Consider the following 21367-nt stretch of genomic DNA (forward strand, 5'->3'; position numbering starts at 1 on the left):
AGGATGGTGTGCTTGTGCAGTGGTGTGCTCTGCAGGCGGGACCGGCGTGCGGTCACACCACCGTGGAGTAGGCGACCACGCCGCGGCGCACCAGGATGATGGCCTCCGAGCATAGGCGGGAAAGCCGGGGATCCAGGCCGGGGATCTTCGCCAGCTGGTCGAGGAGGTCGATGACCTGTTTGACCCACCGGACAAAGTCGCCCGCCGCGAGGTCGGTCCCGCTGAGGACTTCCTGGAGGTGCCGGCCCTTGGCCCATTTGAAAATCGGCCAGACGAGGCCGAGTTCCGGCTCCCCGGTCAATGGCAGTTTGTTCTCTTCCTCCGCGTCTTCCAGGACTGACCACTCACGGACGACGATGTCGACGGCGGTCTCAAGCGACACGCTGGGCATCCTCGGACGCAGCCCGCGTTCCTCCCGCTTCGCCTGGTACACCAGTACGCTCGCGAGTGCGGCCACTTCCGTGGCGTCGAGGTCGCTGAACGCGCCCTGCCGCAGGGATTGGGAGATAAGGAGGTCCTTTTCCCCGTAAATCCGGCGCAGCTTCTGGCCGTCGGCATTGATGGTCACCTTCCCCGATTCCGACGTTTCCAGGTATCCGTAGCTGGAGAGGAGGTCGCAGACCCTGTCGAACGTTTTGGCGATGGTGTTGGTCCGCCCCTGGATCTCGCGGACCAGTCCGTCCGTTTCGCGGCGCAGTTTCCACCAGCGTTCGGACCAGCGGGCATGGTCCTCGCGTTCGCTGCAGCCGTGGCAAGGATGGGACCGCAGCGCCAGCCGGAGTTCGGTGATCTTCTTTTCCAGGTCGGGCAATGCCGCGGACCGGCCGAAATCCGTATTCCGGTTGCTGGCCGGCGACGGGGGACGGTTTTCCCGGATCGCGTTCCGGACGGAGGACGCCAGGTCCTTGCGCGACTTCGGTACCTTGGCGTTGAACGACTTGGGTATCCGGATGCGGGTGACCGGGGTGATGGGCCCTTCGAGGTCCTGGAGGCCAATCCTTCGCAGCTGGTTGTCGAGGGTCAGCACGGCAGGCCGCGGCTCGCGGGAGTTATGATCGGACCCCAGCACGACGGCGAAGCCGGGAGCCCTGCCAGTCGGCACGTCCACCACGTCCCCGGGTAGCAGCCTGCTCAGTGAGTCCTCGGTAATGGACTTGCGGGCCCGTGAGGTGCTGCGGGAGGCTGCGTTTTCCGCGTCCGAGAGCTCGCGCCGCAGCCGGGAGTATTCGGTGAAGTCGCCCAGGTGGCACGTCATGGATTTCTGGAAACCGGCCAGGGATTCCTCCCTGCTCCGGACCTGCCGGGCAAGGCCCACCACGGAGCGGTCGGCCTGGAACTGGGCAAAGGAGGACTCGAGGATTTCCCGCGCCCGCGGCCTGCCGAACTGCGCCAGCAGGTTGATGCTCATGTTGTACGTGGGACGGAAACTGGAATTCAACGGATAGGTCCGCCGGGACGCCAGGCCGGCCACGGCGGTCGGGTCGGTTCCCGGCTGCCACAGCACCACTGCGTGGCCTTCCACGTCGATGCCGCGGCGGCCCGCCCGGCCTGTCAGCTGCGTGTATTCGCCGGCGGTGATGCCGACGTGGGCTTCTCCGTTGAACTTGTCCAGCTTTTCGAGCACCACTGAACGCGCCGGCATGTTGACGCCCAGCGCCAGGGTTTCGGTGGCGAATACCGCTTTGACCAGGCCCTCGACAAAGAGTTTCTCCACTACTTCCTTGAACGTGGGAAGCATCCCTGCATGGTGGGCCGCCAGGCCCCGCAGGAGGCCATCCCGCCAGCTCCAGAAACCGAGCACGTCAAGGTCATCCGACGGGATGTCCTGGGCCGCTTCATCAACGCGGCGGGCGATGACCTGCTGTTCCCGCTCTGTGGTCAGCCACAAGCCGGCAGAGACGCACTGTGCAACCGCTGCGTCGCAACCGGCGCGGGAGAAGATGAACGTGATGGAGGGCAGGAGGTCCTGCCTGTCCAGACTGGCGATGACCTGCGGGCGGCTGGCCTTACGGACGGGGCTCTGCTGGCCGCCCTGGGATCCGCGGCTGTCTCCGCCGCGCTGGCTCTGTTGGCGGCGCTGGCTGCGTCCGCCATGCCCGAAGCGGGCCCGCGAATTCATCTGGCTTTCAGTCCGCGCCATTGCCAGGAGGTCGGGGTTTACCTCGAAGCCCCGTTCCAGGGCGGCGTTGGCTGTCTCCGCTGTCGCGGCCGGATTGGATTCACCGGCCGGGGCGATTTCATCAAACGTTGTTTCGCCGGCGAAGAGGTCAACGATTTCGCGTCCGACCATGACGTGCTGCCAGAGCGGCACGGGTCGGTGCTCGGAAACGATGACGTCCGTGTGGCCGCGGACCGTGTCCAGCCAGGCACCGAATTCCTCGGCGTTGGAGACCGTGGCGCTTAGTGACGCCACCTGGACTTCGCTGGGCAGGTGGATGATCACTTCCTCCCAGACCGCGCCGCGGAACCGGTCGGCAAGGTAGTGGACTTCATCCATGACCACGAAGCCAAGGTCGTCCAGGGTGTCCGAATCCGCGTAGAGCATGTTCCGCAGGACTTCGGTTGTCATCACTACTACCGGGGCGTCGCCATTGATGCTGGTGTCGCCCGTGAGCAGGCCCACGTTTTCCGGGCCGTACTTGGCGGCCAGCTCCGAGTACTTCTGGTTGCTCAGGGCTTTGATCGGGGTGGTGTAGAAGGCTTTGAGGCCGCGTTGGAGGGCCAGGTAGATGGCGAACTCTCCCACGATGGTTTTCCCGGCTCCCGTGGGTGCCGCGACCAGGACGCCCTTTCCCTGCTGCAGGGAACTGCAGGCCCGGCGCTGGAAATCGTCAAGTTCGAAATCCAGCGTCCGGACGAATGCGCCGAGGTACGTGTTTGCTTCTGCGGTCCGTTCGGCACTGGCCCGATAGAGTTCGGACGGCGACTGTGGCCCGGGTGTGGAGGACATACTTCCAGCCTACTGGGCTTGGGACTACAGTTTCCCCAGTTCGGAGCCGGGGGTTGCGACGTCGGCGGTCGCATCAGTTTCGGCGGCGATCTTCGCGGCCTTCCGGTCCCGGCGCCGGTCATTGAAGATACAGAGTCCGATGGCGGCGAAAAAGAGTGCAAGCAGCGGGCCTGCGAGCAGGAACATGGACAGGGCGTCCGCGCCCGGCGCAGCAACGGCGGCAAGCACGAAGACCAGGAAGACCGTGATGCGCCATGCCTTCAGGATGGTCTCACCCCGTATGATGCCGGCCATATTGACCCCCACCAGGACCACGGGGACCAGGAAGGCGAGGCCAAGGAACAGGACCATGCGGGTGACGAAATCAACGTAGTCACGGGCATCAATGAGGTTGGAGAACCCGGCGGGCGTGAACTGGGTCAGCGCGCGAACAACCTGCGGCGTCACCATCCAGCCCACCCACACGCCGGCAAGGAAGAGCGGCACGGCTGCGGCCATGTAGCCGAGCGTGTAGTGCCTTTCCTTCTTGGTCAGGCCGGGGGTGATGAAAGCCCACAGCTGGTAGATCCAGATGGGACTCGAGATGACGGCGCCGATCAGCAGCGACAGTTGCAGTTTGAAGTCAAACGGCGAGGCGATGCTCGAAAAGTTGACGGAAGAGGTTCCGCCGGTGTGCTCGGCGATCCGGTCAACAGGTTCCTTGAGGGCGCTCAATACGGGGTCGTAGAGGATCCAGCCGCCGATGCCGCCGATGACAAGGCCTATGGCTGACTTAATGAGCCGGTTCTTGAGCTCCTTAAGGTGGTCCATCAGGGCCATCCGACCCTCCGGGTTGGATTTACGGCCCTTCGTCAGTGCCACTTCAGGTCAAACGCGGTTCGACGGCGGAACGTCGGTGCCGTCTGCGCTGCCCGTGCCGGAATCACCGTTTTGCGGGCGGGACTGCGGGTGGTTGACGACCTTGCCCTCGACAGGGTCCGAGCCGTCCTTGGCCTCGGGTTTGCCGTCGTTTTTCATTTCCTTGACCTCGGACTTGATGATCCGCATGGACTGGCCGAGGCTGCGGGCCATGGCCGGAAGTTTGGGCGCGGCAAAGAGTAGCAGAGCCACGATGATAATAATGACGATGGGCCAAGGGCCATCAAAGAGTCGTCCCACTGGAAGTCCTTTCCTCGAAATACATCCTACGTCTAACTGAATTCGATGTCGCGCAGCGCCTGGGGCTGGCCACGGTCCGCTTTGCGCTGAACGCGGCGCCGGCGGCGCTCTTCCCTGCGGGAGGATTTGGACGCGATGTAATCATGTCTCATCTGCATTGGCGAGGCAAAAACTGCAGAGCCCGGCTCGGCGCGCTGCCCTTCCGCGGCCCTCCCCAGATGCGGGGCCGGGTCAGTGATGTCGGCGAGGGGCGCCCCGAACCGCTCACCGGCAGCGCCCAGGTCCTTCATTGTGGCCATAAACTGCCGGAAAAGCCGGATCCCCAACAGCACATAAAAGAGCAGGGAAACGGCTACGAGCGCTATCCAAATAAGGATCCAGGACCACCAAGGCATGCTGAGAAGTCTAACCGCCGTAACGGGACAGTGCTGCGATGACCCATTCGTGCGCGGCGTCGGCCACCTCCGCGGGCGCCAGAATGCGGACGGCGCCGCCATGCTGGGCGACAAACATGGGCAGCCAGGTTGTGCTGCCGAACCTGATCTCGGCAATCAGTCCGCCGTCCGGAAGCGGTGACGTCCTTTCGGCGTAGTAGTCGTCCGCCAGGCCGGCGCCCTGGGGTGCCAGTTCCACCGTTACCAGGGTGTCGTCGTCGTTCGGTGTGAACAGCTTGACGGGGAACCCTTCGGCGGGTCTGGCCGCCTCGGTGACTTTGCGTCCGTTCGGTTCCAGTCCCTCAATGCGGTCCAGCCGGAAGTTCCGAAGCCCTTGGGCGCTGTGGCAGTGCGCCTCGAAGTACCAGGTGTTGTCCAGGGAGTAGAGCCGCAGCGGATCCACGTCCCGCTCGGACATGGAGTCACGCTGCGCTGAAAAGTAGGTGAGGTGCAGCTGAACGCCGTCCGTGATGGCTTGCCGGATCGTCGCCAGATTCGCTGAATTCTCCGGGCCCACCTGCGGGACGGCAATGGAGCCCGCCTTCAGCCCCTCCTCCCCCGCGGCCGCCATCAGCTTCACGGTAACGGACTCCAGCGCGCTCCCCTCCGCGAGCTCGGGCAGGCCGTTGAGGGTCTCAAGGCCGGTCAGCAGGGCACAGGCCTCGTCCACCGTGAAGCGGACGGGACGGTTGAGGTCCAGGTCCTGAGTGATGAAGACGTGGTCGTCCTCCCACTGGATGTCCAGGAGGTCGTCCGGGTATCCCTCGGGCAGGCCGGAGCAAATCAGGATCCGCAGGTCATCTTCCAGTTCCTTCCGCGTGACGCCGAAGCTCGCGGCGACCTCGCTGATGTGCAGGCCTTGGTTGTGGACCAGGAACGGGACGAGCTGAAGCATCCTTTTGAGCTGGTCCTCGGACGTTCGTTTGCGCGTACGCTTCGCTGGCACGGTGTCCGGAAAAGCGATAGCGGGAGCCGGTGAGGCGGCGAAATCCGCGGCGGCCTTCAGTCTCCTCCGGACAGCGGCAGCCAGTTCCGGCGGGGCCGAGACCACAACGTTCGGACCGTAGGACGCCAGTTCTTCACCCAGCACCTCGGCGTCCCGGAACGGGACGCTGAGCCGGTCCCAACCGCCATCGGGCACGCTGCCGGGCGCTTCCGGGGCAAGGGCGTTGTCCGGCAGGACTTCGGTGGCCGGGACTTCCGTGGCGCGCTTGCGCAGTCCCAGCAGCTTTCCTGCCGCGACGTCCACCAGTGCTGACTGGACCGGCAGCTCCGGAAGTGAATCCAGTTCGGTGCGGACGTTGAAGCCGGCCGGGCGCGCGTAAGTGTCCTTGTCGAGGACGCTTACGGCAGACGTAAACCGGGACAGCCGGAAGAACCGCCTCGCCGCTCGGCCCCGGTCAAAGCCCACCAGGTACCACTGGCCAAAGCGGCTGCCCAGGCCCCACGGTTCAACGGTCCGGACCTCTTCCCGGCCGGTGCTGCCGGCAAGGTACGTGAAGCTCACGGGATGCTGGGCATGCATCGCCGTGATCACGTCCTCAAAGGCCTGCCCGGCAGGCTTGATCCGTGGCTGGACTCCTGCCGGCAGTTCAGCTTCGGTAAGCCCGCCGGCTGCCCGCAGCTTGAGCATCGCGTCCTGCGCTGCCGACCCCAGGGCGGCCCGCTCCCACAGCTGGGCGGCCAGGATGAGGACCGTGCATTCAGCGGACGTGAGGCTGACATCCGGGAGCCGGTTGGACTCCTTGCCGATCCGGTAGCGCGTGGTGGCCGGGTCATCGGAACTCCAGCCATGGTCCATGACAGTCTCGACTTCAAAGCCGAATTGGCGGAGGTCGCTTTTGTCCCGCTCGAACATGCGGCCGAAGGCTGCCTCGCTGCTGCTTGTGTCGTGGTAGACCTTTTGGCGCAGTTCACTGCGCCGCAGCCCGTAACGGGTGTTGAGCAGCGCGATGAGCAGGTTCAGGAGGCGTTCAGTACGTGAAGCGGACACCTTGGCTACGTTACTAAAGCCACCGGGGCTTAACGCCGAAAGCGCGGCAACAAACGGAAATTACCTTCCGATTGTTACCGCGCTCCCTACAGCTTGTCCGGCTGGCGCCGGGCGATGCTCCGCTTAGCGGACTCCGACGAGGTCCACAACGAAGATCAGTGCTTCGTTGGGGCCGATCGCTCCGCCGGCACCGCGGGATCCGTAGGCGAGTTCCGAGGGGATTTCGAGACGGCGGCGGCCGCCGACCTTCATGCCCAGCAAGCCCTGGTCCCAGCCCTGAATGACCTGGCCCACGCCTACGCGGAAGTCCAGGGGAGCTCCGCGGCCCCACGAGGCGTCGAACTCCTCGCCCGTGGACCAGGCGACTCCAACGTAGTGGGTGGAGACGGTGTCGCCCGGCTTGGCCTCGGCGCCGTCACCCTCGATGAGGTCGGTAATGACCAGCTCGGTGGGGACGTCCCCCTCCGGGAAGTCAATTTCCGGCTTCTGGCGGTCGAAATTGCGCTGTCCAAATGACATGTTTGCTCCTTTTTCTTGGATTAGGATGGCTTACTTGACGCCGAGGATATCGACGACGAACACCAGATCGCCCTTGGCCTCGCCCTGGCCGGCATCACCGTAGGCAAGGTCCTTCGGGACGACCAGGAGGACACGCGAGCCCACGGTCTTGCCGGCAAGGCCCTGCGTCCAGCCCTTGATGACGCCGGTCAGCGGGAAGCTGGCCTTTTCGCCGCGGTCGAAGCTGGAGTCAAACTTGGTGCCGCCGTTGAGAGTGACTCCGACGTAGTTGACGGTCAGCGTGTCGGTTTCCTTGACGGCGGGTCCGGTGCCCTTGATCAGGTCCTGGGAGACGAGGGCTGTCGGTGCCTTGACACCTTCGACGGAGATCTCCGGGATTCCCTTGTCGTTTTCCTTGACGGACGGAAGACCGGCGGGCGGCGTGACCGTTTCGCCTTCAGGCTTATCGAGGACCTTCGGGGCGTCCTTGGCGGCCAGGATCTCGACCACCAAAAGCTGCGTGGGGCCCGCCTCGGCGCCTTCCTGGGCGGCCTGTCCCGGAACTGCAAGGGCAAGCTGCGAGCCGATTTTGGCGCCTACGAAGGCGTTGTAGATTACGGCGTTGCCGGTCTTGAGAGCGTCGTTCAGCTCAAGGGGCTCGGGGTCCTTCGCGAAGGTGTCTTCGAGCGTGGTGCCGTCCTTGCCGCTGACGGCGAGGATCGAGATGTCGGCGATCTGGTTCGCCTTGAGGCGCTCTCCGTCGCCCTCGTTGACCACCTTGACGGTGGGTTCCTTCACATCAAGGGGTTTGTCGAATTCGACTCCGGGGGCCTTCTTGTCTCCGTTGTCCGTAAGCTTCAGAGAGTCGAGCTTGGCGGTCTCGCCAGCAGACTGGCTGGTGGGCTCCGGGGCTGCAGGCGAACCGCCGCAGGCGGTGATCAGCAGCAGTCCGGGAATGAGAATTGCTAGTAGTCGGCGCACGTAAGAACTTTCGTCGGGGCAAGATGGATGCGTTGCCGGCAGTGGAGCGCACGGCAGCGCAGTCTGTGGCCGCATAAACGGCCCCATCCAGAATAGCCCCTGAAGCTGGGTATCAGCCCATAGAGTCCAGGAGGGCATCGACGCGATCGTCCACGTTCCGGAACGGATCCTTGCACAGGATGGTCTGGTGGGCGCGGTCGTTCAGCTTCAGGTGCACCCAGTCCACCGTGTAGTCACGGCCCAGTTCCTGGGCACGACGGACGAAGTCCCCGCGGAGTTTTGCCCGGGTTGTCTGCGGTGGCGCATCGACGGCGTCCTTGACCGCGGTGTCGTCCACCACACGGCGAACCGCTCCCCTGGACTGCAGCAGGTAATAGAGCCCGCGGGTCCGCGAGATGTCGTGGTAGGTGAGGTCAAGCTGGGCAATCCGCGGCGCATCCAAGCCGAGTCCGTGCCGTTTGCGGTAGCTGTCCATCAGTTTCTTTTTGATGGCCCAGTCGATCTCGGTGTCGATGGTGCTGGTGTCTCCGCTCTCAATGGCGGTGAGGGTCCGTTCCCACAGGTCCAGGATGACCGGCACGTGCGGATTGTGTGCGCCGTGTTCGGCAACAAATGTGGTGACCTTGTTCAGGTACTCGCGCTGGATCTCCAGCGCCGTCAGCTGCCGGCCGTTGGCCAGGCGGATGAGCGCCCTGCCGCTGAGGTCGTGGGAGATCTCCCGGATGCTGCGGATGGGATTCTCCATCCGCATGTCCCGCATGATCACGCCGGCCTCGATCATCCGAAGGATCAGGTCCACTGTGCCGACCTTCATCAGGGCAGTGGTTTCGGACATGTTGGAGTCGCCCACGATGACGTGGAGGCGGCGGTAGAACTCCGCATCGGCGTGGGGCTCGTCCCGGGTGTTGATGATGGGACGGGACCTGGTGGTTGCGGAGGAAACGCCTTCCCAGATGTGGTCAGCACGCTGGGAGAACGCGAATGTGGCGCCGTGCGGGGTCTTCAGGATCTTCCCGGCACCGGCGATCAGCTGCCGCGTCACCAGGAACGGAATGAGGATTTCCGCCAGCCTGGAGAATTCCCCGCGGCGTGGAATGAGGTAGTTTTCGTGGCTGCCGTAGGAATTGCCCGCGGAGTCAGTGTTGTTCTTGAACAGGTACACCGTCCCGTTGAACCCCTCGGCGGCCAGCCTTTCCTGGGCCTCGTCCACGAGGTCGTCCAGGATCAGCTCGCCCGCGCGGTCATGGGCGATCAGCTGTCCTAGGTCGTCGCATTCGGCGGTCGCGTACTCGGGGTGGGAGCCCACATCGAGGTACAGCCGGGAACCGTTGGTCAGGAACACATTCGAAGAGCGTCCCCAGCTGACCACCTTGCGGAACAGGTACCGTGCCACCTCCTCCGGGGCCAGCGGACGCGAGTCCGGGCTCGAGTAAGAGATCCCGAACTCGGTTTCGATGCCGAAAATTCGCTTGTCCATATCAGTTCTCCTCAGACAGCAGGGCGGCGATTTCATCGTCGCCGAGGCGCCGGAAAGCCCGCCGGGATCCCCGGGTGCTTTCCGAATTGCGGTCCAGTACTGCCACTTCAAGGGCGGACGCCGGCAATTCGCCCGCCTCCTTGTCAGTGACAAGTCCTTTCATGGCGAGCCTGATTGCACCGGCGAAGTTCAATTCGCGCTGCCACCCGCCGTCCACGGTCTCGGCTACTTTGTCCGCCTGACCGCCCATTACAATGAAGCCCTTTTCGTCAGCGATCGAACCGTCGAACGTCAGCCTGTACAGGTGGTCGTCCGCCGGACTGTCGCCCACTTCCACCACCGCGAGTTCCACTTCGAACGGTTTCTGCTCTGCGGTGAATACGGCACCGAGGCTCTGCGCGTAGACGCTGGCCAGTCCCCTGGCCGTGACGTCTTCCCGGTCGTAGGAGTAGCCACGGACATCCGCGTACCGTACTCCCGCCTGCCGGAGGCTTTCGAACTCGTTGTACTTGCCGACTGCGGCGAAGGCGATTTTGTCGTAGATTTCGCCGATCTTGTGCAACGAAGGCGACGGGTTCTCCGCAACGAGGGCGATCCCCTCCTCGCAGCTGACCACCACGACGGAGCGGCCCCGGGCAATTCCCTTCCGTGCGAAATCGGCACGGTCCTTCATCAGCTGTTCGGGTGACACATAAAACTGTTGAGTCATATCAGGCCTCCCGCCGTGCCGTGGTTCTGGCCTCGATGATGGCCGCAGCGACGGCGGCCAGATCGTGTTCGGGGATGCGCCTGGCGCCGGTCCGGCCCACGGTGTAGACAACCGGCCACAACTGCCGGATCGGGTCCGGTCCGCCGGTTGCCGAGTCGTCATCCGCGGCGTCGTAGAGGGCTTCAACGGCAACGGCCACCGCCTCTTCCTCGCTAAGTCCGGGCCGCCAGAGCTTCTTGAGGGCTCCGCGGGCAAACATGGAACCCGAACCCACTGCGTGGTGCTCCTGCTCCTCGTACCTTCCGCCGGTGACGTCGTAGGAAAACAGGCGGCCGATGCCCGCAGGCAGGTCGAATCCGGCGAAGAGCGGCACAACGGCCAGGCCCTGCATGGCCATGGGCAGGTTTCCGCGGATCATGGCGCCGAGGCGGTTGGCCTTGCCTTCGAGGCTCAGCAGTGTTCCCTCAATCTTCTCGTAGTGTTCCAGCTCCACCTGGAACAGCCGCGTGAGGTCGATGGCGATGCCCGCGGTGCCAGCGATTCCCAGCACGGAATAGCGGTCGGCCGGGAACACCTTTTCAATGTGCCTGCTCGCGATGATGTTCCCCATCGTCGCGCGTCGGTCGCCGGCCATCAGCACTCCCCCGCCATAAGTGAGCGAGACGATCGTGGTGGCATGCGGCACCTGCAGCGGCTGTGAGCCGGGGCCGGTGGGCGCCGCCGGGAACGGCTGATTGTATGGAAGTAATCCGGGCCTGTTGCGTTGGAGGTGCTCAGTGAATGATGACGTCGCGTTGGCAGCTACCTGGTTGGCTGTTGTGTCCTGCACTGATGCACTCCTTCAACGTGGTGGGTCAACGTCTCTTCGACCGTCCGGGCTGCCGTCCTCCAATCAGGCGATGGCAGCGTGAGTCCTACTGGCCGCCCTTTTGAACGAAGGCCCGGACGAATTCTTCGGCGTTGGACTCTAGGACGCCGTCGATTTCGTCCAGGAGATCGTCCACGCCTTGGGTGGCTGCCGATGCCTGGGCGTCCCCGGATGCGGGTGGCGTTGCGGGGGCGTCGTCTTCGATTTCGCTGTCCCGCGACTGCGGCTGCTGCTGCTCCTGGCCTGCCATTTCCTTCTCCTTCTATCCGTCCCCGATGAGAGGGGACATCCTGTAAGCCCATATTGCCACGGCTTAAGCCGTGGTGGGGTGCTTTATGCCGGTGGCGGAGGTGGAGTTTGTCCGAGCAGTTCGGCCAGGAAGGATCCTGCGTCTTTGTGCCTGGCAAACAGGCCTCCGGTGAGGGCTTCGGTTCCTCTTAAGGGCTCACGGGTAGGCACCCGTTGAAGCCTTCCGTGGCCGGGGACGTCGAAGATGACCGAGTCCCAGCTGGCACCGACCACGTCCTTGCTGAAGCTGCTGACGCAGTGGCCGCGGAAATAGGCGCGTGTGTCCGACGGCGGCTCCGTCATCGCCCGGGCGATCGTTTCGTCGTCGACGATCCTGTCCATCCGTCCACGGGCAAGCATCCGGTGGTACAAGCCCTTTTCCGGACGTACATCCGCCCATTGGAGGTCCACGAGGCCCAGCCGTGCGTCGTTCCACTCCAGTCCGTCGCGCTGCCGGTAGCCCTCCAGCAGGGAGAGCTTGGCCAGCCACTCCACGGAGGATGCAGCAGCCGTGCGGTCACTGTCCAGGTCCGTGAGGGTCGACGCCCAGCGTTCCAGAAGGGCGTGCGTGTGCCCGTCACCGTCCACGGCATCGCCCACGCCGGTGTCCTGGGCCAGCTTGGCGGCGGCTTCGTGATAGATCCACTGCAGGTCCAGTGCTGTGACCCGGCGCCCGTCAAGGAGCCGAAGGGTGGCGGTCAGCGAGGTGTCGTGGCTGACTGCCTGCAGGGCCGCCACCGGTTCGTGGACCTCCACGCGGGGAGCCAGGCCCGCCTCAATCAGGCTGAGCACGATGGCCGTCGTCCCGAACTTGAGGTAATTGGCGGCCTGGCTGAGGTTCGCGTCCCCGATGATCACGTGCAGCCGGCGGTATTTGTCCGCCGTGGCGTGAGGCTCGTCCCGGGTGTTGATGATGGGCCGCCGGATAGTGGTCTCCAGGCCCACCTCCGCCTCGAAGAAATCCGCACGTTGGCTGATCTGGTACCCCGGCCGGGAACTGTCCTGTCCAAGGCCCACCCGCCCGGCGCCGCACATGATCTGGCGTGTGATGAAGAACGGAGTCAGGCCCCGGACTATGTCGCCGAAGGGCACCACCCGCGGCATCAGGTAATTTTCGTGCGAGCCGTAAGACACTGATTTGTTGTCGGTGTTGTTCTTGTAGAGGTTCACGGGCGGCAGTTGCGGATCGGCGGCCATGCGGCGAACCGCCGACAGCGCCACGACGTCGCCTGCAGCGTCCCAGGCGACGGCGTCGCGCGGGTTGGTGACTTCCGGGCTCGAGTACTCCGGATGCGCGTGGTCTACGTAAAGGCGTGCGCCGTTACCCAGGACCATGTTCATCAGAAGCGAACCTGATTCGTCCTCGCCGTCCTGCTCCAGCTCTTCCCGTCCGTAAGCCAGCGCCACGGCCTCGGCGTCAAGCACCGGCGGCTGGTCAGTCAGCTGGCTGGGGTCCGCCTGGTTCCGCTCAAGCGTCCAGCCCCGGGCATCGTGCAGCGGTTCCTCGTCCGTGTAATCCCAGCGCGTTTCCGCTCCGCCGGCGGCGCGCTGGCGCGTCAGCGCGGCGTACGCCTGGATGACGCGGGCGGACATCATCGTGGCGTTGGCACCCGGAGCCGACGGCGCGTGGATGCCGTATTCGGTCTCGGATCCCATCACCCGCATGACGCCGCCTACCGGCAGCGGACCTCCTGGTACCGCTTCGCTGCGCGGCGTCACAGGTACTGGCCCGTGTTGGGCATTGTCTCGATGGATTTGCCGGGCTCCTGTCCTGCCTTGCCCTGGACAATGGTGCGGATGTAGGTGATGCGCTCACCCTTCTTGCCGGAGATGCGGGCCCAGTCATCCGGGTTGGTGGTGTTGGGCATGTCCTCGTGTTCGCGGAACTCGTCAACGACGGCGCGCAGCAGGTGGTCTATGCGAAGACCCTTCTGCTGCGTGGTCAGCAGGTCCTTGATGGCGTACTTCTTGGCACGGTCCACCACGTTCTGCACCACGGCACCGGAGTTGAAGTCCTTGAAGTACAGCATTTCCGTGTCCCCGTTGGCGTACGTCACCTCAAGGTATTCGTTGGACTTTTCGGTGGAGTACATCGCTTCGACAGTGCGCTGGATCATGGCGTCGACGGTTGCCTGGACGTCGCCGCCATGCTCCGCGAGGTCGGACTCATGGAACGGCAGGTCCGTGGTGACGTACTTGTAGAAAATATCGGCGGCAGCCTCTGCATCCGGCCGCTGGATCTTGACCTTGACGTCCAGCCGGCCCGGGCGCAGGATGGCCGGGTCAATCATGTCCTCGCGGTTCGACGCACCGATGACGATGACGTTGTCCAGGCGTTCGACGCCGTCGATCTCGCTCAGGAGTTGGGGGACGATTGTGGTTTCGACGTCGGAGGAGATGCCGGTGCCGCGCGTGCGGAACAGCGAATCCATCTCGTCGAAGAACACCACCACGGGGCTGCCGTCTGACGCCTTCTCCCGTGCACGGGAGAAGATCAGCCGGATGTGCCGCTCCGTTTCGCCGACGTACTTGTCCAGGAGTTCCGGGCCTTTGATGTTGAGGAAGTAGCTCTTCAGGTCAACGTTCCCCGTGCGCTCGGCGGCCCTGGCGGCGAGGGAATTCGCCACCGCCTTGGCGATCAGCGTCTTGCCGCACCCCGGAGGGCCATACAGGAGGATCCCCTTGGGAGCCTTCAGGCCGTGTTCCCGGTAGAGGTCAGGATGCAGGAACGGCAGCTCCACGGCATCCCGGATCTGTTCAATCTGCGGCCCCAGGCCACCGATGTCCTCGTAGGTGATGTCCGGAACCTCTTCAAGGACAAGGTTCTCCACTTCGGAGCGCGGAACCTTCTCCAGGGCGTAGCCCGTCCGGGAATCGATGGAGAGGGCGTCGCCGACGCGGAGCTTTTCCGACATCAGGGCCCCGGAAAGGCGGATGACGCGTTCTTCATCCGCACGTCCCACCACGAGGGCGCGGTCCGTGCCCAGCATTTCCTTGAGCGTGACCAGTTCGCCGGCGCGTTCGTAACCGAGGCCCGCCACCACCAGGAGCGCTTCGTTGAGGAGGACTTCCTGGCCGACGGCAAGCTGGTTCATGTTCACCAGCGGGCTCACCCCGACCCGCATCTTGCGGCCGGCATTGAAGATGTCCACGGACTCTTCCGTGGCCGCCTGTCCGCTGTTGCCGGGGGTGGGCTGCCGTTTGGGATTCAGCTGCAGAATGGTGCCAAAGCTGTAGGGTGGCTGGCCCTCCTGGTCCAGGGCGTTCTTTAGGCGCAGAATTTCCGCTTTCGCGGTTTCCAGCATGCCCACCAGCTTTGAGTTGTTCTGCGTCGCGGCCGCAAGCTGGCGGTCAATGTGCCGCAGTTTGTCCCGGAGGATGTTCACCTGCCGGTCCGCAACTGAGAGTTCGTTGGCCACATAGCGGGCGTTCTCAGGTTCCACTGCCCCTGTGGTTTCGTCCGGTGTCCGTGAGGAGTCGTTGTTCGGAGTCTCCATCATGCATCAGCCCCTTCCTGCGCTTCTATTAAGACCATAGCCCTAAGAAGCCGGGTACTGCTGGAGACATCCGAAATACGGACTAGTTCGTAACCTCCGGGTCGTCCTTCACGTTGGTTCCGGCGATTGCATCGCGGGCAGCGCGGCGGAGTTTCTTGTCGGAAACGAGCCGCTCACCCACGGCGCCGGGCGTCCAGGCGTTGACGTCCTCTTCGTTGAAGTCAGTCTTCGAGGGCCGGCGCTTGACGGAGATGCCGGTGACCCCGTCTGCGAGCCTGCGTGTGACCAGCAGGAAGCCCGTGTGGGCGACCATCCGGTGGTCCGGCCGCACGGCCAGTCCTTCCAGGTGCCAGCCGCGGACCATGGATTCCCAGGCATCAGGCTCGGTAAAGCGGCCGTCGGCCCGGATGGCCTCCGCCGTCCGGGACAGCTGGGTCACGGTGGCGACGTAGTTGATCCACACGCCGCCGGGGGCGAGCACTGTGGCCACGGCGTCGAGGCATTCCCACGGGGCCAGCATGTCCAGCACGACGCGGTCCACGGAACCGGGGGCTTCGCTCCGGACCACTTCCTCCTGGAAGTCGCCGAGGGAAATCTTCCACGCGGGGTGCGGTCCGCCGAAGATGGTTTCCACGTTGCCGCGGGCAATGTCGGCGAATTCCTCGCGCCGTTCAAAGGAGTGCAGGTAGCCGTTGTCCCCGACTGCACGCAGCAGCGAAATCGACAGCGCACCGGAACCAACGCCGGCCTCCACGACGCGGGCGCCGGGGAAGATGTCTGCCATCGTGACAATCTGGCCGGCGTCCTTGGGGTAGACCACAGCCGCGCCGCGGGGCATGGACAGGACGAAGTCCGAGAGCAACGGACGGAGGGTCTGGTACTGCTGCCCCACGTTGTTGATCACCACGGACCCGTCCACTTTGCCGATGATTTCGTCGTGGTTCAGGAAACCGCGGTGCGTGTGGAATGCCCCGCCGACCTCCAAGGTGATGGTGTTCATCCGGCCGCGCTCGTCGGTCAGCTGTACCCGCTCGCCTTCACGGAAAGGACCCCGACGACGGGCGGCGCCCACCGGCAGTGCGCCGGTAGTGCCGGCGATGTCTGCGGTGTCGCCGGGCGTGATGTTGTTGGCGGCAGTTTCGCTGCTCATGGAATATTCCTCGCTTTTGTAAACCTGTGTGGCCGTGCATCAAGACGGGCCGGGCACCAGTCGCCGCCCGGGCGCCGATATTTCACGACCGGCAGGTAACTCTACCGGTTCCGGACCTTCGAGCGCCCGCTGCGGCGCATTTCCTTGCCTGTAATGGCTGTCACCACGGCTGACTGGCGGAGCAGGCCGGTCACTTTCCCGTGGTGATCGACCACTGCGTATTCGCGGCCTTCGAGCTGGGCGAGGTACTGCACCAGCTCCTGGCCCTGGGACCATTCCGGCACGTAGGCGCCGGCGCTTAGGGCGTGTGAGACTGCCGTAGCCGGCGTTGCCGCTGCGGCTTCGGCCGGAACGGAAGCGACAGCGGCCTCGTCCACGATTCCTGCGGGCCGGCCGTCCGGTCCGAACAGAACGATCGCCGTTGCGCCGTCCGCAGCAAGCTGGCGGATATCGGCCACCGTGGAGGATTCCGGTATCCCGACGGCGGGTTCAGCCAGTGCAGCGGCGCTAACCAGGTGCAGCCGGCTGCGGAGGCGCCCGTGCTGGATGGAGGCGGAGGCCCCCATCCAGAGGAAGCTGCCGACCAGCACTGTGATGAGCATGAGCGAAACGTCCGGGCGGTCACCCCGCAACAGCGGAAGCAGGACGAACCAGGCGGCCAGTGCGATGACGATGATCCGGCCGGCCCAGCCAGCTGCCACCGTGCCCTTTTCCTGGCTGCCGGTGGCCTTCCAGACGGCGGATTCCACGAGGCGTCCGCCGTCGAGGGGAAGGCCCGGAAGGACGTTGAAGATACCGATCAGCAGGTTCGCCCAGACAAAGATGTCGGACAGGATGCCAACCACGCCTGTCGGGTCGGCCGCTTCATTGAACAGCCAGCCCGCGCCGGCCAGGACCAAGTTCGCTGCCGGCCCGGCCAGGGCAACCAGGACGGAGCGGCCTGGCGTGGCGGTGAACCCCTCGAACTGGGTGTGCCCGCCCCACAGGTTCAAAACGATCTTCTCCGTGGGCCAGTGGAAAATCTTGGCCGTCAGAGCGTGGGCGAGCTCATGAACCAGTACCGAGATGAGCAGCAGCAACGCGTAGGCGAAGGCCACGTAGTAGGCGGCAACGCCCATTTCCGGGTACTGACCCTCCAGTACGGGTCCGTACACGATTACTGTGAACGCTGCGATGATGAACCACGAATACGCCAGGACAACCCGGATGCCGGCGATGCGGCCCAGCGGGATGCCTTCCCGGCGGCCGTTGGCGGACTTCTGGTCCCCGCTACTTGCTGGCTCAGTCAAGGCTGTGGCTCCGAACCGCTACCTCTTCAAGCCCGAAGTCCCCTGCCGGGAATTCGTTGCGCCGTACCACCAGTTCCTGCAGGTCCGCCACTGTCCGTCCATCGAGGGAATGCCACGTGGCCCGGGCCGGGTCGGCGGGCAGGGGAACGATGTGCGGGATGGCCACGGTCACCACTCCGGACGCCATGGCGGCAGCCACGCCCGGCGCCGAGTCCTCGAGGGCGACGCATTCGTGGATGGTGAGGTCCGGGTCCCCCTGCTGCAGCAGGGCGACCGCCTTAAGGTAGGCCTCGGGATGGGGTTTGCCGTGGGTGACGGTGTCCCCGCTAACCAGGAACTCGAAATAGGGCTTGGGCAGGCTCGCGACGATCTCGCGTGCCAGCGGCGCTTCGGACATCGTCACCAGGGCGCACCGGATGCCAGCCTCGTGGAGCTGGTCCAGCAATTCGCGCGCCCCCGGCCGCCACGGAACGGACGTGCGGACCTTGCTGATGACCTGGGCCGTGAGTGTGTCGATGATTTCCCGTAACTCAAGTTTCACGCCGGCCTGCTGGAGGATGCCGGCCGAGAACACCAGGGACTGGCCAACCAACTGCATGGCCTGCTCGTGCGACCACTGCCCGCCATGGGCTGCAACGAGCGCGTGCTCGGCTTCGATCCAATACGGTTCGGTGTCGACAATGGTGCCATCCATGTCCCATAAAGCGGCTTTGAGAAGTGGCTGGGAGGCTGAGGATTGCATGGATCCAAGTCTACGGTGCAGCTATCGGGCGCAGGCATGCAGTACGCCCTTGGCGAATATCCTGCAGGATGCTGCCGTGTTGCGGCTGTGTTGCGGCTGTGTTGCCGCGGTGCCGCTGCGGCTCGGCAAAGATTAGTGGCGCTTCATTTCATGCAACCGGCGGGGTCTTGGACGTAGGGTGAAGAAATGAATAGCTTCGAGGGAGACACCAGCGAACCGGGTGCCACGCCCGAGCCGGAGCGGCTGCTGCAGCCCGTGCCCGAAGGCCAGCGCATAACAGTTATGCTCGCCGCTTTTGAAGGCTGGAACGATGCCGGCGAAGCAGCGAGCGATGCCCTTCGGTACCTGAACAAACTTTGGGGCGGCAAGAAAGTGGCCTCGATTGATGCCGACGAATACTACGACTTCCAGTTCACCAGGCCCACCATACGCCGGACTTCGTCCGGGGAGCGCAAAATCAAATGGCCGTCCACGCGCATCTATAAGGCCAGTGCCCCGGACGCGAATGTGGACGTGATCTTTGTCCAGGGCACGGAGCCGTCCTATAAGTGGCGTGCCTACACTGCCGAGCTGCTGGTCCATGCCGAGGCCCTGCACGTTGACTACGTCATCCTGGTGGGTGCGCTGCTCGCCGACGTGCCCCACAGCCGCCCCATCCCGGTGAGCACGTCGACGGACGACAGCGCCCTGCGTGAACGGATGAACCTGGAGGCGTCACAGTACGAGGGGCCGGTGGGAATTGTCGGCGTGCTTTCGGAGGTGGCACTGCTTGCGGGCCTGCCCACAGTGTCCCTCTGGGCGGCCGTCCCCCACTACGTCGCCCAGGCCCCGTCACCGAAGGCCCAGCTCGCCCTCCTTCACAGGATTGAGGAGCTGCTGCAGGTGCCGCTCGACACGCATGAGCTGGCGGAAGAGGCGGATGCCTGGGAGCGCGGAGTTGATGAACTCGCCACTGAGGACCCTGAGATCGCTGCCTATGTCCGGCAGTTGGAGGAAGCGAAGGACACCGCCGATCTTCCCGAAGCAAGCGGCGAGTCCATTGCCCGCGAGTTCGAGCGCTACCTTAAGCGCCGCGGCAAGGACAAACAGTAGGGGCGCCGGGTGTGCAAAGAAAGCCCCGGAGTCCGGCGAAGTTGGCCGGACTCCGGGGCTTTCCGCAACGGGCTAGAGTTCGACGCCGAGCAGGGAGTTCACGGCGTCGCTGACCAGTGCCTGGTCCATCGGCGAGGCGGTCACCGCCTGCTTCTGCGCTTCGGCGGCCCAGCGGTCCACGGCCGCGAGGGCGCCGGGGGCATTCAGGTCATCCGCCAGTTCGGTCCGCATTTCGGCGACGAGGGCGGCGGCTGAGCCCTCCGGGGCAAGGGAGAGGGCGCTGCGCCAGTCTTCGAGCCTGGCTTTTGCCTCGGCGAAGCCTGCCTCGGTCCAGGACCAGTCACTGCGGTAGTGGTGGGCGAGGATTGCCAGGCGGATGGCCGCGGGTTCTTCGCCGTCGGCGCGCAGTTTGGACACCAGGACCAGGTTTCCCTTGGACTTGCTCATTTTCTCGCCGTCGAGCCCGACCATCCCGGCGTGGGCAAAGTGCCGGGCCAGCGGAACGCCGGACAGCGAATATGCGTGGCCGGCACCCATCTCATGGTGCGGGAAAACAAGGTCGGAACCGCCGCCCTGGACAGTAAACGGCGCCGGCAGGTATTTCTGTGCGATGACCGTGCACTCAATGTGCCAGCCGGGCCGGCCCTCCCCCAGTTCGCCGCCGGGCCAGCGGGGTTCGCCTTCGCGGGCCACGCGCCAGAGAAGCGGATCCAGTGCCTGGCGTTTGCCGCCGCGGCCAGGGTCGCCGCCGCGTTCCGCAAAGAGTTCCAGCATTTCGGTTTCGGAAAGCCCGGACACCGAGCCCAGCGTCCATGCCTCGGCCTCGGCCTCGGAGGATTGTTTGCCGGCGGCTTCGACGTCGTAGTAGACGTCGCCGTCGGGCTCACCGGCAGTGCCGGCGACGCGGTAGGCCAGGCCAAGCTGCAGGAGCCGCTCGATTGCGGGAACGATTTCCGGAATGGATTCGACAGCCCCGACGTAGTTGTCCGGCGCCAGGACATTGAGGGCTGCCATGTCGGTGCGGAAGAGCTCGATTTGGCTTGCAGCCAGCTCGCGCCAGTCCACGCCGGTTGCCGTCGCGCGCTCGAGAAGGGGGTCATCGATGTCGGTCACGTTCTGGACGTAGGCAACGCGCTGGCCGCCGTCCCGCCACGCACGGTTCAGCAGGTCGAACGCAACATAGCTGGCGGCGTGACCCATGTGGGTAGCGTCGTAGGGGGTGATCCCGCAGACGTACAGTGATTGTTCACCCGCGGCCTCGAGGGTGCTGTAGGCACCCTCGACGGTGTCGAAAATTCGAACGGCGGGCATGCGGCCCGGGAGCTGAGGAACAGGGCGGGAGGTCCAGGATTTCACAGGCCAAGCCTAGTGCTAGGCGCTGATGACATTGAAACCGAGCAGCAAATACAACGCCATGCCCAGGAAAATGCGGTACCAGACGAAGAGCCGGTAGCTGCGTGTGGAGACGAACTTCAGGAACCATCCGATGATGACGTAGCCCACCACGAAGGCGATCACTGTTGCCAGGGCCGTTTCCGGCAGGCCGTACGGACCGGTGATGCCGTCCTTGGAGACCACTTTGTACAGCTGGTAGAGGCCGCTGCCAAACACTGCGGGAATGGCGAGCAGGAAGGAATACCGGGCTGCGGCTTCGCGGGTGTAACCCATCAGCAGGCCGGCCGTGATGGTTCCGCCGGACCGCGACACGCCGGGGATGAGCGCCAGGGCCTGCGCCAGGCCGTACAGGATGCCGTGCTTGTAGGTGAGGTTCGTTAGGTCCCGTTCCTGGCGGCCCACCGTGTCTGCCACGGCGAGGATCAGGCCGAAGACGATCAGCATGGTGGCAACGATCCAGAGGCTGCGGAGTACGGACTCAATCTGGTCCTGGAAAATCAGGCCGAGAACGATGATGGGAAGGCTGCCCAGGATCACCAGCCAGCCCATGCGGGCATCCGGGTCATCCGACGGCACTCGCCGCGTCAGCGAACCGGACCAGGCCTTGATGATGCGCACAATGTCCCGCCAGAAGTAGACGATGACTGCCGTCTCGGTTCCGAGCTGGGTGATGGCGGTAAACGCCGCTCCCGGGTCCGCCGCATTCGGCAGGAACGAACCGACGATGCGCAGGTGGGCACTTGAGGAAATCGGGAGGAATTCAGTCAGCCCTTGTACAAGACCCAGCAGGGCCGCTTCAAACCAGTTCACGTTTATAGACCCTACGTCATGAAGCAGGGTGAATCC

The 21367-nt window shown here is 64.6% G+C and carries 19 protein-coding genes; 1 reads left to right on the forward strand and 18 read right to left on the reverse strand.

The annotated features are described in order from the left end of the window. Positions 1-52: 52 nt before the first annotated feature. From J2S97_RS04490 to J2S97_RS04565, 16 genes are all read right to left on the reverse strand, one after another. Entirely contained in the window at positions 53-2950 is a 2898-nt protein-coding gene (locus J2S97_RS04490) for a DEAD/DEAH box helicase (RefSeq protein ID WP_307047006.1), read from the reverse strand. Between the two features lie 24 nt (positions 2951-2974). Further along, positions 2975-3769, reverse strand: coding sequence for a twin-arginine translocase subunit TatC (tatC, locus tag J2S97_RS04495; protein ID WP_307047008.1), 795 nt, complete (start codon positions 3767-3769; stop codon positions 2975-2977). A 48-nt stretch (positions 3770-3817) separates the two neighbouring features. Further along, a complete protein-coding gene (gene tatA / locus J2S97_RS04500) occupies positions 3818-4108 on the reverse strand; it encodes a Sec-independent protein translocase subunit TatA (RefSeq protein ID WP_307047011.1) in 291 nt (96 codons plus the stop codon). Positions 4109-4140: 32 nt separating this feature from the next. Then, the gene (locus tag J2S97_RS04505) at positions 4141-4503 is read right to left on the reverse strand and encodes a hypothetical protein (RefSeq protein ID WP_307047013.1); all 363 of its coding nucleotides are present in this window, start codon (positions 4501-4503) and stop codon (positions 4141-4143) included. Between the two features lie 10 nt (positions 4504-4513). Continuing rightward, positions 4514-6535: a helix-turn-helix transcriptional regulator gene (locus J2S97_RS04510; protein ID WP_307047015.1), complete on the reverse strand. Its 2022-nt coding sequence runs from the start codon at positions 6533-6535 to the stop codon at positions 4514-4516. 123 nt (positions 6536-6658) lie between these two features. Then, positions 6659-7054: an FKBP-type peptidyl-prolyl cis-trans isomerase gene (locus J2S97_RS04515; protein ID WP_028269209.1), complete on the reverse strand. Its 396-nt coding sequence runs from the start codon at positions 7052-7054 to the stop codon at positions 6659-6661. A 30-nt stretch (positions 7055-7084) separates the two neighbouring features. Further along, a complete protein-coding gene (locus tag J2S97_RS04520) occupies positions 7085-8014 on the reverse strand; it encodes an FKBP-type peptidyl-prolyl cis-trans isomerase (protein WP_307047019.1) in 930 nt (309 codons plus the stop codon). Positions 8015-8126: 112 nt separating this feature from the next. Then, positions 8127-9491 carry a Pup--protein ligase gene (gene pafA, locus J2S97_RS04525; protein ID WP_307047021.1) on the reverse strand — a complete coding sequence of 455 codons (1365 nt, stop codon included), beginning with the start codon at positions 9489-9491 and terminating at the stop codon, positions 8127-8129. Between the two features lies 1 nt (position 9492). Continuing rightward, positions 9493-10200 (reverse strand): proteasome subunit alpha, encoded by a 708-nt coding sequence (prcA, locus tag J2S97_RS04530; protein ID WP_307047023.1) that lies wholly within the window; start codon positions 10198-10200, stop codon positions 9493-9495. A 1-nt stretch (position 10201) separates the two neighbouring features. Beyond that, positions 10202-11029 carry a proteasome subunit beta gene (prcB, locus tag J2S97_RS04535; protein WP_307047025.1) on the reverse strand — a complete coding sequence of 276 codons (828 nt, stop codon included), beginning with the start codon at positions 11027-11029 and terminating at the stop codon, positions 10202-10204. Positions 11030-11114: 85 nt separating this feature from the next. Then, positions 11115-11318 carry a ubiquitin-like protein Pup gene (locus J2S97_RS04540; protein ID WP_307047027.1) on the reverse strand — a complete coding sequence of 68 codons (204 nt, stop codon included), beginning with the start codon at positions 11316-11318 and terminating at the stop codon, positions 11115-11117. Positions 11319-11401: 83 nt separating this feature from the next. Next, positions 11402-13021, reverse strand: a complete 1620-nt coding sequence (gene dop / locus J2S97_RS04545; protein ID WP_307047029.1) for a depupylase/deamidase Dop — start codon at positions 13019-13021, stop codon at positions 11402-11404. A gap of 50 nt (positions 13022-13071) precedes the next feature. Next, a complete protein-coding gene (gene arc, locus J2S97_RS04550) occupies positions 13072-14853 on the reverse strand; it encodes a proteasome ATPase (RefSeq protein WP_307047746.1) in 1782 nt (593 codons plus the stop codon). An 82-nt stretch (positions 14854-14935) separates the two neighbouring features. Then, complete coding sequence (locus tag J2S97_RS04555; RefSeq protein WP_104174273.1) at positions 14936-16003, reverse strand: tRNA (adenine-N1)-methyltransferase; 1068 nt, start codon at positions 16001-16003, stop codon at positions 14936-14938. Between the two features lie 101 nt (positions 16004-16104). Continuing rightward, positions 16105-17292, reverse strand: coding sequence for a site-2 protease family protein (locus J2S97_RS04560; protein ID WP_307047031.1), 1188 nt, complete (start codon positions 17290-17292; stop codon positions 16105-16107). Continuing rightward, positions 17285-18034, reverse strand: coding sequence for an HAD family hydrolase (locus J2S97_RS04565; RefSeq protein WP_307047033.1), 750 nt, complete (start codon positions 18032-18034; stop codon positions 17285-17287). Before J2S97_RS04565 ends, J2S97_RS04560 begins: the two co-directional genes overlap by 8 nt. 186 nt (positions 18035-18220) lie before the next feature. Between J2S97_RS04565 and J2S97_RS04570 the strand changes: the two genes are divergently transcribed. After that, positions 18221-19126: a PAC2 family protein gene (locus tag J2S97_RS04570; RefSeq protein ID WP_305941092.1), complete on the forward strand. Its 906-nt coding sequence runs from the start codon at positions 18221-18223 to the stop codon at positions 19124-19126. Between the two features lie 72 nt (positions 19127-19198). Here the strand turns inward: J2S97_RS04570 and mshC are convergent, their stop codons facing one another. After that, positions 19199-20482 (reverse strand): cysteine--1-D-myo-inosityl 2-amino-2-deoxy-alpha-D-glucopyranoside ligase, encoded by a 1284-nt coding sequence (gene mshC / locus J2S97_RS04575; protein WP_307047035.1) that lies wholly within the window; start codon positions 20480-20482, stop codon positions 19199-19201. A gap of 15 nt (positions 20483-20497) precedes the next feature. Further along, entirely contained in the window at positions 20498-21331 is an 834-nt protein-coding gene (locus J2S97_RS04580) for an undecaprenyl-diphosphate phosphatase (RefSeq protein ID WP_307047037.1), read from the reverse strand. Between the last annotated feature and the right edge of the window lie 36 nt (positions 21332-21367).

The sequence above is a fragment of the Arthrobacter oryzae genome (assembly GCF_030812315.1).
GTDB lineage: Bacteria > Actinomycetota > Actinomycetes > Actinomycetales > Micrococcaceae > Arthrobacter > Arthrobacter oryzae_B.